The organism is Sporosarcina koreensis, from assembly GCF_001531445.1.
In the GTDB taxonomy this organism is placed as follows: domain Bacteria; phylum Bacillota; class Bacilli; order Bacillales_A; family Planococcaceae; genus Sporosarcina; species Sporosarcina koreensis_C.
Genome location: NZ_LQYA01000004.1, coordinates 53,362 through 66,399, shown reverse-complemented (window position 1 = coordinate 66,399; position 13,038 = coordinate 53,362). Strand labels below are relative to the sequence as shown.

General features: G+C 45.1%; 13 protein-coding genes. 10 read left to right on the top strand and 3 right to left on the bottom strand.

The window, feature by feature from the left end:
- The first annotated feature begins 31 nt into the window (after positions 1-31).
- The 7 genes from AWV70_RS01490 to AWV70_RS01460 all read left to right on the top strand — a co-directional run bounded on the left by AWV70_RS01490 (position 32) and on the right by AWV70_RS01460 (position 5,867).
- Positions 32-850, top strand: a complete 819-nt coding sequence (locus AWV70_RS01490; RefSeq protein ID WP_060203636.1) for a transporter substrate-binding domain-containing protein — start codon at positions 32-34, stop codon at positions 848-850.
- 58 nt (positions 851-908) lie between these two features.
- Complete coding sequence (locus AWV70_RS01485) at positions 909-1,541, top strand: amino acid ABC transporter permease (RefSeq protein ID WP_201024299.1); 633 nt, start codon at positions 909-911, stop codon at positions 1,539-1,541.
- A gap of 12 nt (positions 1,542-1,553) precedes the next feature.
- Complete coding sequence (locus tag AWV70_RS01480) at positions 1,554-2,279, top strand: amino acid ABC transporter ATP-binding protein (protein WP_060203632.1); 726 nt, start codon at positions 1,554-1,556, stop codon at positions 2,277-2,279.
- A gap of 118 nt (positions 2,280-2,397) precedes the next feature.
- Positions 2,398-2,880, top strand: coding sequence for a GyrI-like domain-containing protein (locus tag AWV70_RS01475; RefSeq protein ID WP_060203631.1), 483 nt, complete (start codon positions 2,398-2,400; stop codon positions 2,878-2,880).
- Positions 2,881-2,892: 12 nt separating this feature from the next.
- A complete protein-coding gene (locus AWV70_RS01470; RefSeq protein WP_060203629.1) occupies positions 2,893-3,300 on the top strand; it encodes a VOC family protein in 408 nt (135 codons plus the stop codon).
- A gap of 145 nt (positions 3,301-3,445) precedes the next feature.
- Entirely contained in the window at positions 3,446-4,576 is a 1,131-nt protein-coding gene (yfkAB, locus tag AWV70_RS01465; protein WP_060203627.1) for a radical SAM/CxCxxxxC motif protein YfkAB, read from the top strand.
- Positions 4,577-4,940: 364 nt separating this feature from the next.
- A complete protein-coding gene (locus AWV70_RS01460; RefSeq protein ID WP_060203625.1) occupies positions 4,941-5,867 on the top strand; it encodes an AEC family transporter in 927 nt (308 codons plus the stop codon).
- Positions 5,868-5,970: 103 nt separating this feature from the next.
- Here AWV70_RS01460 and AWV70_RS01455 read toward each other — a convergent pair whose 3' ends face one another.
- The 3 genes from AWV70_RS01455 to AWV70_RS01445 all read right to left on the bottom strand — a co-directional run bounded on the left by AWV70_RS01455 (position 5,971) and on the right by AWV70_RS01445 (position 8,760).
- Entirely contained in the window at positions 5,971-7,035 is a 1,065-nt protein-coding gene (locus AWV70_RS01455) for a M24 family metallopeptidase (RefSeq protein ID WP_060203623.1), read from the bottom strand.
- 437 nt (positions 7,036-7,472) lie between these two features.
- On the bottom strand, positions 7,473-8,261 hold the full coding sequence (locus AWV70_RS01450) for a cytochrome c oxidase assembly protein (protein ID WP_060203621.1): 789 nt from the start codon (positions 8,259-8,261) through the stop codon (positions 7,473-7,475).
- The gene (locus AWV70_RS01445) at positions 8,254-8,760 is read right to left on the bottom strand and encodes a DUF2243 domain-containing protein (protein WP_201024296.1); all 507 of its coding nucleotides are present in this window, start codon (positions 8,758-8,760) and stop codon (positions 8,254-8,256) included. The genes AWV70_RS01450 and AWV70_RS01445 overlap by 8 nt, the downstream gene beginning before the upstream one ends.
- A gap of 135 nt (positions 8,761-8,895) precedes the next feature.
- Here AWV70_RS01445 and AWV70_RS01440 point away from each other — a divergent pair, with 135 nt between their 5' ends.
- The 3 genes from AWV70_RS01440 to AWV70_RS01430 all read left to right on the top strand — a co-directional run bounded on the left by AWV70_RS01440 (position 8,896) and on the right by AWV70_RS01430 (position 12,911).
- Positions 8,896-9,330 carry a YugN family protein gene (locus AWV70_RS01440; RefSeq protein WP_060203618.1) on the top strand — a complete coding sequence of 145 codons (435 nt, stop codon included), beginning with the start codon at positions 8,896-8,898 and terminating at the stop codon, positions 9,328-9,330.
- Positions 9,331-9,475: 145 nt separating this feature from the next.
- Entirely contained in the window at positions 9,476-10,375 is a 900-nt protein-coding gene (locus AWV70_RS01435; RefSeq protein ID WP_060203616.1) for an ABC transporter ATP-binding protein, read from the top strand.
- Positions 10,356-12,911, top strand: coding sequence for an ABC transporter permease subunit (locus AWV70_RS01430; protein WP_060203614.1), 2,556 nt, complete (start codon positions 10,356-10,358; stop codon positions 12,909-12,911). Before AWV70_RS01435 ends, AWV70_RS01430 begins: the two co-directional genes overlap by 20 nt.
- The last annotated feature ends 127 nt before the right edge of the window (positions 12,912-13,038 follow it).

Below are 13,038 nucleotides of genomic sequence, written 5' to 3'. Positions count from 1 at the left end.
GAGGTGTCGGTTAAAAAAGGGAGTTTTTTCAATGGGAAAATGGAAGTCGCTATTATTTTTGCTTATGGCAACAGTGCTCGTCTTAGCAGCGTGCGGTTCGAAGAAAAGCGGTGCAAACGACGCTGACAATGAGTACGGACTTGTTAATAAAGGCAAGTTGACATACGCAGCAAGCGGTTTGTACAAGCCGTTCAACTTTGAAGAAAATGGTGAATTGACAGGATTTGATATGGAAATCGGAGCGGAAATCGCGGAGAGAATGGGTCTAGAGTCGAATCCGGTGACGAACCCATTTGAAACGATCCTTCAAGGCCTTGTTGCGAATAAATACGACGCCATCATCGGTTCGATGGCCTACACGAAAAAGCGTGCCGAGCAGGCCGCTTTCACAAAGCCGTACTATTATTCGGGCGGGATGATCTGGGTCGCGGAAGACAATAACGAAATCCAATCCCCGGAAGATCTGAAAGGGAAGAAGATTGGCGTCATTGCTCAATCGACATATGAAGAGCCGGCAAAGGAACTGTCCGACAATATCCAATACTACAGCAGTGATGTTGTTGCGCTGAAGGATTTGACAGTCGAGAATCGATTGGATGCCGTCATTACAGCGGATATTGTTGGTTTCGAAGCGCAAGATAACGGCTTTGCCATTAAAGAGGTCGGCACTCCGTTATGGGTGGAGCAACCATCGATCGCGGTGAAAAAGGATAATGAAGAGCTCCGTGACGCGATTGACAAAGCGCTGCAAGAAATGATTGATGACGGCACGTATGATGAAATTTCGCAAAAGTGGTTCGGCCGGAATCTATTGGATATCGACTTGGAAAATGCAGAGCTATTAGAATAAAAATAGAAAGTGGGAGTGACCAGTGCCTGATATATTGATAACGTTATCTGAAGTGTTCATGCGCACGTACGAAGGCTTCCTGAAAGCGGCACTTGTCACATTGAAAATAACTGCCATTGCCATTGTGTTAGGGACCGTTTTCGGAATCATCTTTGCGTTAATGAAAATATCAAGATCGAAAATTTTACAAACGATTGCAAACTTATATATCACATTGATCCGCGGAACGCCGCTCATTGTACAGATCATGTTTTTATACTATGGAATTACGTCGATCGTCGTCTTATCGAATTTCTGGGCGGGGGCGATTGCACTCGGCGTCCATAACGGGGCGTATATTGCGGAAGTGTTCCGGGGGGCGATTCAAGGGGTTGACCGCGGCCAGCGGGAGGCGAGTCTTGCGCTCGGCATGAATCGGACACAAGCGATGCGCCGGATCATTTTCCCGCAAGCATTGCGCAGCGCCATTCCACCGCTTGGCAACCAGTTCATCATTACACTGAAGGATTCGTCGCTCGTCTACGTCATCGGGGTGACGGAGCTGTTCGGCCTTGCGAATCGGGAGGCGGCAGCATCCTTCTTGCCATTCGAGACATTCCTCGTCGTCGGCATGTATTACCTCGTTCTCGTCCTGATTTTCACGGGACTATTGAAGTTGTATGAAAACCGGCTGAACGTTGACGGATCTTAAGGAGGGAACGATATGATAAAAACAACAAATCTCCATAAATCATTCGGCGATCTCGAAGTGCTGAAAGGGATTGATATTGACATCCATCCAGGGGAGGTCGTCGTACTCGTCGGAGTGAGTGGATCAGGGAAGAGCACATTGTTGCGCTGTCTGAATTTCCTTGAAAAGGCGCAAGAGGGAGACATTTTGATAGACGGTCGGAGAATCGATCGGAAGAAGGAAGACTTGTCGAAAGTACGCGCGGAAGTCGGCATGGTGTTCCAGCACTTCAACCTGTTTCCGCATAAGACGGTGCTTGATAACATTATGGAAGCACCGTTGATCGTCAAAAAGGAAGAGAAGGAGAAGGCAAAGCAATTGGCGCTCTCCCTGTTGGACAAAGTCGGACTTTCCGATAAGGCGGATGTCTATCCGAATAAATTGTCGGGTGGACAGAAGCAGCGTGTTGCTATTGCACGGGCCCTCGCGATGGAACCGAAAGCGTTATTGTTCGACGAACCGACATCGGCGCTCGATCCGGAGCTCGTCGGCGAAGTGCTAGGGGTCATGCAAGACCTCGCCAATGACGGCATGACAATGGTTGTCGTCACACACGAAATGAAATTTGCGAAAGAAGTGGCGGACCGAATTATCATGTTGGACGAAGGGTGCATCATCGAAGATGCCGACCCGGAAACCTTTTTCAACCATTCCACAAACGAGCGGACACAACAGTTTTTAGAGATGGTGGATTTGTGAATGGATAAGCAGCTTCCTATGAAAAGGAGGTTGCTTTTTTATGTTCGGTGAATATTTTTCAAAAATATCAGTATTATGGCATAATGATGGAAATGACTAAGAAAGGGGGAGTTCAAGAATGAAACCAATACAGTTGAAAGAAATGGAGACTGTTCGTATTATCGGCTTCACAGTAACCGACAGTCTTCGCAATATCATTGAAAAAGGGTTTGTGCGGGATATGCATAACACGATTAAGAATCGAATGGCTGAATTGGAAGCACGGACTGGGGATGGAGTCTATCTCATTCAAATTTATCCGACAGACAAGGCGTTTACACCAGACATCCCGTATGAAAATATAGTTGGCGTCGGGGCAACGACTGATCAGCACATCCCTGAGGGAATGGTGGAGTATAGAATACCGGCGGGTCGCTATGCTCACTTTTTACACCAAGGTCCGGAATCGAATATTCACCAAACGTATGATGGAATCACTGAATGGATGCGGACGCAATATTGCGATCCATCGAGGGAAATAGACATCGAATATTGGGATGACCGATATCAAGGGGAAAGCGAAAATAGCGAAATTGACTTGTTTGTTCCGTTACGAAACTAAAGGGGGAGAACGATGGCTAGTTTCATCAAACGAATTGAAACGATCTATTTGCCGGTTGCCAATCCGAAAGCATCTGCAGATTGGTATGCCAAGCATTTGAAATTGAAAGCGCTTGGTCCAGTCGAATCAGATGCTACGCAAGTCCAACTCACATTAGAATCCGGACAATTCATCTTTTTAATCCAAAGCAAGGATCGGGTGAATGCAAACTTCACGGAAATTGGCGGCGAGGATCAATGTTCGATTACATTGCAAGTTACCGATTTTCATCGCCTTTATGAAGAACTACTGGTGAATGGCGCGGAAATAACGGCGATTGAAGACAATCATGATTGTGGACAAAACTTCTATGTGTACGACCCCGATGGAAACAAACTAGACATTTGGAGCGACTGGCCAATCGTTCCGGAATCCGAATAACGAAATTTTTCAGCTATGACAAAAAGTATCGAGAGAACACTCTCCTGATACTTTTTGTCTTTTTGGTATAAGGGTCTGAGGTTGCAAATGAGCAGAATGAAGCTCATACTATTTTAATGTAATTAACTAATAGGGAGTCTTAGAAATGAAGAATGTAGCAACATTGAAAAAAATGTCACCTGCCTATGACCCGTGGGAAGCCTACTTGGACGTGCAGGAGCATGGTAAATTAACATTATCGAGCATTGAATTTACAACTACATATTTGTGCAATATGCGATGTGAGCATTGCGCGGTCGGCTATATGCTGCAACATAAAGATCCGGACGCATTGCCAATTGACTTGCTCCTGTCCCGACTCGATGAAATACCGCATTTACGGACGATCAGCATAACAGGCGGCGAGCCGATGTTCTCCAAAAAGTCGGTTGAACAATATGTTTTGCCTTTATTGAAATATGCACATGAACGTGGCGTTCGAACGCAAATGAATTCGAATTTAACGATGCCGCTTGAGCGTTATATGGGAATTGCACCTTACTTGGACGTTTTGCATATATCCCATAACTGGGGCACAGTCGATGATTTCGTAGATGGCGGCTTCGCGAATATGGAAAGAAAACCGCCAAGGGAACGCCGTGCCGAACAGTTCCAACGCATGATCGACAATAGCCGCGCTTTAGCAGAGGCTGGCGTTATGGTTTCCGCAGAAACGATGTTGAATAAACGGACACTCCCGCATCTCGGCCATATCCATCGCCAAATCGTCGAGGAGATGAAGTGCGCGAGGCACGAGGTGCATCCTATGTACCCAAGTGATTTTGCCTCACAGCTTGAAGTGCTGTCGCTCGATGAAACGCGGGAAGCGATCCATCAATTATTAGATATGCGGGATGAAGATGTGTGGATGCTATTCGGCACATTGCCGTTTTATCCTTGCAGCCAAAATGAAGAGGATTTGAAGTTGTTGAAACGCATTCACAGCAGTAAAAACGTCTCGGTGCGCAACGACCCGGACGGCCGCTCCCGTTTGAACGTCAATATTTTCACGGGCGACGTCATCGTAACCGATTTCGGCGACACACCTCCGATGGGCAATATCCAGCATGATTCACTGCCCGAAATGCTCGACAGATGGTTGGACCGTCCGCTTGCAAAAACGATTGGCTGCCATTGCCCAGCTGTGAAATGCTTGGGGCCGAATCTATTAGTGAAAGACGCGTATTATCCAGAGGAAGACTTCACTACGAAGCAGGCGAATATTGTAGTGGAATGATGTCCGTGGGAAGTTACATGAAATGGAAACCCCGTTTCGCGCCAAGTGCCTTTGACAATTAAAGAGCTCTGCTAGGTAAAAGGTCACGAAATGACCATATATCTTGGGAAATGATTGATATAATTTGGGAAATAATCGATATCTGTCCGCAATTGATTGATATCTTTCGGGAAATGATCGATAAATGTCGGGAAATGATCGGTATCCATACAACTTACCATAAGAAAAGGACTTCCGAGTAGAGGGAAGTCCTTTTCTTATCCCTTGTCATAACTTTTTCCTAATTACAACAATGCATTACTTTCCTGTATACTCAAATAGAAGAGACTTCCACAACAAGGCCTCATAACTGGAGGTAGCCGTCATGTTCATAGGAACCATTTTCATTAATATTATTATACCTATCTTAATCCTATTAATAATCGGGGCAGGTCTACAGAGGAAATTTGCATTCAATTTAAAAGCAATTTCGAATCTGATTACATACTGTCTTATGCCAGCAGCCGTTTTCATCAATCTATATCAGACGGAGATTGATGTACAAGTCCTATTGGAAATCATCGGTTACTTAGTTGCTTTCAGTTTATTGATCATCATCGTCACAACTGTATTGGGGAAATTGTTGAAATTAGACAGAGGGGAAGCTGCAATATTCAAAAACAGCATTTCATTGATCAACTCGGGGAACTATGGAATACCGGTCAGTCAGCTGCTATTCCAAGCGAATCCTCTCGGCATCTCCATTCAAATTATTGTGATGGTCTTTCAAAATATTTTAACGTATACATATGGTTTGTATAATTTAATATCCGCGACAAAATCCGGGTTGGAAATTTTACGGTCGCTTTTGAGAATGCCAATTATACACGCAATGATTCTTGGTGGACTGTTAAATTGGCTGCAAGTCCCGATTCCGCATTTTCTATGGACGCCCATTAGCCATCTGGCGGATGCATTTTTGGCAATTGCGCTCATATTGCTAGGGGCACAACTCGCGCAAATTGAGTTAAAGACAATTGTGAATCGGACGATTGTAGTTAGCAGTTTAGGGAGACTTGTTATCGGCCCAGCTGTTGCGTTGCTCCTCATTTTCATTTTCGGGCTGGACGGCGTTGTCGCCCAATCGCTCTTCATCGCAAGTTCCTTCCCGACATCAAGAAACAGTTCGACACTTGCATTGGAATATGACGTATGTCCGGATTTGGCAGCCCAAACTGTTCTGTTTTCAACTGTGTTAAGCGCAATTACGGTGACATTTGTCGTCTACTTGTCTGCGGTGTTGTTTGTTTGATTGATGCTCAGTTATTGAAAAAACAGATGAAGGAAAGCATAGCTTCATCTGTTTTTACGTTGATTTTTATATATTTTTTCATCAGGCGGTTATAATGCAACCATCACAGAATAATCAACTCTTTAGGCGATTTTGTAATAATCTCAATCCCATCTTTTTTCACGATAATATCATCCTCAATCCGCACCCCGCCAAGCCCCTGAATGTAAATGCCCGGCTCGACGGTCAACACCATTCCTTCTTCGACTAGCAGCTCGCATGTCGGATTCATGAAAATATCTTCATGAATATATAAACCAATCCCATGCCCCATGCCGTGCCCATAATTATCGCCATACCCTTTTTCGCTGATCACGTCGCGGGTCAATGCATCCGCTTCTTTCCCAGTCATGCCAACTTTGATACCCGACAGCGCATTTTCAAGAGCATCATGGACGATTGAATAGATTTCCTTCAGCTTCGGATCAGGCTCGCCGACTGCGACCGTTCTTGTCATATCGGAGCAATATCCTTTGTAATAAGCGCCAAAATCAAGCGTCACCATATCGCCGTGCTCAATTACTTTGTCACTCGCCACTCCATGCGGTAACGCAGAACGTACGCCGGACGCGACAATCATATCGAAGGAGGAAGATGTCGCGCCCAATTTCCTCATATGGAATTCCAGTTCATTCGCAATTTCAATCTCTGTGCGACCTGGTTGAATGAACGTTAAAATATGCTCGAAGGCGGCGTCTGCAATTTCGGCAGCTTTTTTCAAAATGACCATTTCGGTTTCATTTTTAATCATCCGCAGCTTTTCAACGACATTCGAGACAGGAACAAGCTCCGCCTTTACTTCCTTCGAAAGCTGGGAGTAATAAAAATAGGATTGGTGCTGCTGTTCAAATCCGAGCTTCTTGATTCCCAAGCTTTCTGCAAGCGTTGAAATTTCCTCATAAATAATGGCTCGATCGATTTCTTTCACAGTGAAATCAGTCTCTTGCGCATTCGCCTGGCTCACATAACGGAAATCGACCAATAAATACGCCTCCGTTTTCGACACGAGCACTGTCCCCGCAGTTCCGGTGAAATCCGTCAAATATCTCCGGTTATACGGATCCGTAATAAGCATTCCGTCAATTCCCAATCCGTCAAATGCGTCGCGTAACTTCACTAACTTGTCCATTGTTAAACCCCCATTAATAGAAATATTCCCATTATTACTATGACACAAGAATTGTGGAAATAATAGAGGGTTGCAGAGTTCAATTCAAGGCGAATTGTGAATATGTCGGATAGGTAAAAAGTCACGGAATGACGATAAATCTACCGAAGTGATCGATAACTCACTGCAGGTGACCGATAACTTTGTAGTCAGCCCTGTTTGAGCTGGGGAAGGCTGTTTTTTGGTGACGTAAATGAAAGTGATTGAAGTATCAGCAAGAGAGAGTCTGTTTTTTAAGTAGGTAAAAGGTCACGAAATGACCATATATCCTGGGAAATGATCGATATCTTTCGGGAAATAATCAATAAGTGCACACAAATGATCGATATCTTTTGGGAAATGAACGATATCCGCAGGGAAATGATCGATAAGATCAAAAAAGCTCCCCTGATAAGCAGCTACACTGCTTTCCCTGCCACGGAAACAAGTTTGCGAGGACGAACCGATTGATACCAATGCTTGAACAGTATAAAAATCAACAACAGATCCACCGCGTCACCGCCGTAATACATCAGCATGGCACCGATCCTTGCCTGTTCTACCGGGACGCCCGCCGATGGATACGCATAGATGAATTTTGACAAGATGCCATGACCGGCAAGTGCAAAAATGAAAACGACAGTTCTGTACGTGAAGCTGAAACGGTGGGAGACAGGATCGATATAAACCAAAGAGATTGTGAATACATAACCGGCTAGGAAGACGTGGATATGAATGATGATATGGAGCCAAATGTTTGCATGCATCGCTGCATATAAACTGGTCGTATAGAGAAGCCATAAGCCACCGATGTTCAAAGCGGAAGCGACGATCGGATGGGTGAAGAATCCAACATACGAACCTTGCAGCAGTCTGCTGAGCTTTCTTGCCCAGTGGACATTTAACGTGCGCAATAATAAGGTCATAGGCGCAGCCAGTGCAATGAGAAGTGGGGCAAGCATTCCGAGCAGTAAATGCCCTGCCATGTGGGCTGTGAAATCGGTATGGGATTGTCGAGCGAGTGGACCAATCAATGCTGCTGCGGCAAAAAGTACACCTACAACAAAAGAGAATGTACGGAGCCATGGCCATTTACGAAGGCGTCCCTGTCTGTTTGTGATTATCACAGCCCCGATGTAAAATCCGATCGCAAGCAATGCCGGAATGCCAAAAAGCAGATCGGTCAATAGAAAATGAGTATTATGCATTGGAAAACACCCCTCTCCCTTCACGCCGTTCGCGTCTAGCACTAACAATCAAACCGATACCAACGACAATCATAATAGCTGCAGAAATATTCCACACAAGGTCATACGGTAAAATATCGACATTGTATCGGATTTGGTGGATGCGCATAAGCTTATGCTGGATTGTACCGTCATAAAGCTGGAAAGCCCCGCCGCCAAGCAATTTCCCTCCCCACCACATTTTATGCCATAGTGCATTCCGCCTCCTTAAATCGGCAACAATGAACAATCCACCGACAGTCGCAAACCAGCTAAATGCATGAAACAGCCCATCTGAAATAAGACCGACGGCGACAGTCGATTTATCGTAAAATTTATGCCAATGAAGCAGCTGATGGAACAATGTTTCATCAAGAAACGCAACAAAACCTAATCCGAATAAAATGCCTGACCAAAGGTTACGACGCGCGAATGTCGCTCTGTTACCTGAATTTGATTGCGTGTTATGTATCGTTGTCAAAAAGTTCCCCTCCAATTGTAGATGTTTTTAAAAGTATAGCCGTAAGGAAGGAATGGTAATCTGCTCCTTTCGATAGTATGTCTCCCTCTCCTTTTGTGAATGCTATCTAAAGAATCATTTAGAGGAGGAGAAATCATGTTGAAATTACAAACGGGGCTGGAGGGCCAAACTGCTTCTTTCGGTGTTGTGAGCGATTGCATCCGGGAACTCGGTTACCATATGGGTGGAAACTGGGATTATGATCAAGGATGCTTCGATCACATTTTATGCCAGGAAGGTGGGGAAACGATCTATATCCGAATTCCTTTTATCGTAACCGATGGCGTGCTCGACCATTATGAAGCCTCCATTAAATTCGGCACGCCTTACATCATCAAGCATGTTGTTCATGTTGGACTTGACCGGGATGAAAGCTCACTATTGGATGCAACGGGCTTCAGCCAATTCCAGCAACCGATTGATAAGGACGGTAAAATTATTGATAAAAACAGATGGATCCATGCAGGAGAAGTCGCTGTGAAAGATTTGATGGATTGCATGTATGCGCAAGATTTATTGAAAACGAGTTGAATTGAATAAGTAATCCACCTGGCAGCGGTGGCTAGGTGGATTTTTTGTTTCGGAAAATAAATTAAATTTTTAATCAAATATCATTGTAATTATAGTAGAATGGAGATAATTGGATTTTATCAAACTATTGGGGGGAGTTGTGGACATGATTTTATCAGTAAAAGACGTGTACAAATCATATGGCAAGGAACAGGTGTTGAAGGGGATTACGTTTGAAATCGAGGAGCCGCAGATCATTGCGCTGGTGGGGCCGAACGGATCGGGGAAGTCAACGTTAATGAACATCATTACGAATCTGTTGCCTGCGGATAAAGGGGAAGTGACGGTTTTTGGGAAGAGTAATCGGGATCCGAATATTTTCCGGGAGATTTCGTTCATGCAAGACAATACGGTGCTATACGAATATTTGACGGGGTACGATCATTTGCAGTTCATCTGCGATGTGCAGGGGTTACCGAAAAAGCAGCTGTTGGACACGGCTGACCGGATTGGCATAACAAGTTATTTGAATAAAAAAGTGAAGAACTATTCGCTTGGAATGAAACAGCATTTGCTGCTCGCGATGGCGGTTGTGAACAAGCCAAAGCTGATGATTTTGGATGAGCCGTTGAACGGTCTTGACCCGACGAGCGCAATTCGGGTACGTAATTTGCTGCTCGCATTGCGTGAAGAGGGGACGGCTATTTTACTGTCTTCTCACAATCTAGCGGAAATCGACCGGGTGACGTCATCGATTTTATTCCTGAAGAAGGGGAATTTGATCCAGGAAAATATGGCGGAGTTTGAGCAAGTCCGTTATCAAATCGCTGTTAACGATGTGGTGAAGGCGGAAAAGTCATTGGCGGAGGTAGGCATACCTGTCGAGGTAGTGGATGGGCGATTGCATATATATCGGAAAGATGTAGGGCTTGACCGTGTGTTCTATTTGTTGGATCAAGAGAAGATTGTCATTGACGATATCGAGAAGAAAGTGTTCGGTTCCGAGGAACGCTACCGAAAAATCTTCACGGAAGAGACGAAGTCCAATGAGCTTGTTGAAGTTTGAGCTGAAGAAGATCCTGCGGCAGAAGAAGTTCGTTTGGTTATTGGTTATGGTGCTGCTAACTGTTGGATGGACATTTTATCAAAACAAGATCGAGCAGGATTTGATGTCGAAAGAGGCAGAGGAGAAAATACTTCAAGTGGTTCTCAAAGTCGACCAACTGTACGCGCAGCTCTTGCCATTGAACAGGGAGAATAGGCTGACAGAGGTGCAGGCGGAGCAATTCGATATCTTGAACAATATGGCGACGGCCACGTTTCAATGGAAGAGCGCCATCTACGGAAAGCGTTGGGATGAAATTCCGCTCGTCGAGAATGAATTTTACTCGCTATTGGGGAAGTACGAGAATACTGGTGGAGTCTTTACTGCCTTAGAGGGTGTGGAACGAGAAAAGGCTATCGATAAGAATGCTTATTTGGTAAAGCGTGATTTGCCATATGCCAATGAAACCGATCCGGTGTCCCCCGCCTTGCAAATGAGTGAGATAGCTCCCATTTTGCTAGGGCCAGCCGGACTTTTGCTGCTATTGCTCCTTTTCGGGAACGCTTACACTTCGGAGAAGGAGCAGCAGACATTATTGACGTTAAGGACGCAACCGCTCCGCAGACGGGAGTTGTTGCTTGCAAAGTACGCGGGATTGCTAACCGTAACGTTTTTCTACTTGGTTTTCGTCGCGATTGGCGGATGGGTGATTCCGGTTGTTTTCGGAGATACATTCAATGACTTGTTGTATCCAACGTTTCTGGAAACAGGTGATTCATTCGCCCTCATTCCCGTTTGGCAACATTTGTTGAATGCAACAATTCTATTTCTGGCAGCGGGGGCATTCCTTTTTGCCTTATTGCTTTTAATCGGTACACAATTAAGAAGCTCTTTTTCAACGATTATGCTGACGGGTTTCCTTACAATGATTGGCGTTGTGCTAACGGAAGCACTGCCGATAACGCAGACACCCTGGAACCCTTTCCAGTTTTTCCGCGCAGACCGGTTTTTGACCGAAATACCGTCCAATCCGATATGGCTGTATGCAATTTCGGCGTTTCTATGGAGCGTTTTATTGCTTGCGGCAACCATTTTCTTGCGCGAAGGCGAACGTGGTTTATTTAAATCGGCCGAGGAACTGAAGCCGTACTATAAAGGGAAGATGACACATCTCCGCCCTGTCTGGAATAATAGTCTGTTTGAATGGCGGAAGTCGAAGCGGAGGGGGCTTGTCGGGCAGTCTTTGATTGTCTTATTCATCGCTGCTATTGTCGGCTATTTCTATTTCGCGGAGCAAGCGAAGGAGAAGGAGACTGAGGCTCTCGAAAGGTTAGCGTCGATTGTAGAAGATGCGGAGAATGAGACGGGACTCATCGGTTACTTTATGGAAGCCATCGAAGAAATGGAGAAGCAGGTCGCAGAAGCAAATGCAAGAGGTGAAGACGGGGATTTCATATATGGACATAATATTGAATACATTCAAGGGAATATAGATATTGCCCGTGAAGAAGCCGCGCTTGCCGAACGTGCATTGAAGGCTTATGGAAATCAAGATTGGACCCCGTTATACGATTATCAGCTGTCCAATGACCATCGATATCTTGAAAACTTGATAGAGGTTAAAAAGCATAATTATGATCCTCTCACCATTTTCGGCTATGAAACAGCGATAGCACAAAAAGAGTGGATGAAAGACCATGATATTAAACCGGTCTTCTCGGGCACTTATATGCCGAATATCCATGACCAATGGAAAGAGGAACATCGGAAGGAGAAGAAGTGGAATGAACAGGCGAACCGGAAAGTGGACCATAGCGGGTTATTTTCGCTCTTTATGTATTTCCGCGACTATCTGTACTTCGTTCCATTGCTATTATTCCTAATCCTCGTAGGCGCTGGTTTTTCAGGCGAGCGTGGGAAGAGGCCGACGTTGCAAATGCTTGTGACATTGCCGATTATGAAGCGTTCCCTTTTCCTTGGAAAAGTGCTTTTCAGTTCTATCATTGCAATCGGGAGTGCGATTATTGTTTTCCTGTTTGCCGTGCTCGTCGGAACGGTGTTCAACCGGTTCGGCGACTGGATGTATCCGGTGTTGCATTATCATAGCAGGCGAGAATTCCAATCGTTTGATTTTACAGGACAGCGGGCATTCGAGGGAGGGTATCATTTCATGCCGCTCGGAGAGTACTTGTTGAAGGCCCTTTTGCTATATGTTTGTATCGCATTGTTCCTGCTTGCATTGACGAATGTCCTGGGCCTCTTCATCCGCCAGCCGTTAGTCGTGTACGCACTGACTGGATTGGTTAGTGTAACGGGCTATTTGTTGAGCTGGAAATTGGACGATCTCGCACAGTACTCTCCTTTCCTTTATGTAAACATACCGAAAGTTGTCAATGGGGAAATCATGACACTGCTGAACGATCCTGCTATCAGCGTATATATGGGCTGCGCGATGTTGCTTGTAGCGACGGTTATCCTTTTGGGTGTGGCTTATTTCGGATTGAGTTTTGAGAAGAGATTTGTGAAGGGGAGAAAGTCGGTTACAGCAACAGCGTGAATGCTGGAGTGGGGGGTGTAGTGTTATGGGTTTATTGAAATTTGAAATGAAGAAAATTTTGCGGCAGAAGAAACTTGTATGGCATCAATATTAATGGTGGCAATTGGTTTTGCAACGTTGGTTGTTA

Excerpts from the sequence above, each read along its gene's own strand:
- AWV70_RS01435 (WP_060203616.1), top strand. The coding sequence starts at position 9,476 with ATGATTTTATCAGTAAAAGACGTGTACAAATCATATGGCAAGGAACAG.
- yfkAB (WP_060203627.1), top strand. The coding sequence starts at position 3,446 with ATGAAGAATGTAGCAACATTGAAAAAAATGTCACCTGCCTATGACCCG.
- AWV70_RS01430 (WP_060203614.1), top strand. The coding sequence starts at position 10,356 with ATGAGCTTGTTGAAGTTTGAGCTGAAGAAGATCCTGCGGCAGAAGAAG.
- AWV70_RS01470 (WP_060203629.1), top strand. The coding sequence starts at position 2,893 with ATGGCTAGTTTCATCAAACGAATTGAAACGATCTATTTGCCGGTTGCC.
- AWV70_RS01460 (WP_060203625.1), top strand. The coding sequence starts at position 4,941 with ATGTTCATAGGAACCATTTTCATTAATATTATTATACCTATCTTAATC.
- AWV70_RS01480 (WP_060203632.1), top strand. The coding sequence starts at position 1,554 with ATGATAAAAACAACAAATCTCCATAAATCATTCGGCGATCTCGAAGTG.
- AWV70_RS01475 (WP_060203631.1), top strand. The coding sequence starts at position 2,398 with ATGAAACCAATACAGTTGAAAGAAATGGAGACTGTTCGTATTATCGGC.
- AWV70_RS01485 (WP_201024299.1), top strand. The coding sequence starts at position 909 with ATGCGCACGTACGAAGGCTTCCTGAAAGCGGCACTTGTCACATTGAAA.
- AWV70_RS01440 (WP_060203618.1), top strand. The coding sequence starts at position 8,896 with ATGTTGAAATTACAAACGGGGCTGGAGGGCCAAACTGCTTCTTTCGGT.
- AWV70_RS01490 (WP_060203636.1), top strand. The coding sequence starts at position 32 with ATGGGAAAATGGAAGTCGCTATTATTTTTGCTTATGGCAACAGTGCTC.
- AWV70_RS01450 (WP_060203621.1), bottom strand. The coding sequence starts at position 8,261 with ATGCATAATACTCATTTTCTATTGACCGATCTGCTTTTTGGCATTCCG.
- AWV70_RS01455 (WP_060203623.1), bottom strand. The coding sequence starts at position 7,035 with ATGGACAAGTTAGTGAAGTTACGCGACGCATTTGACGGATTGGGAATT.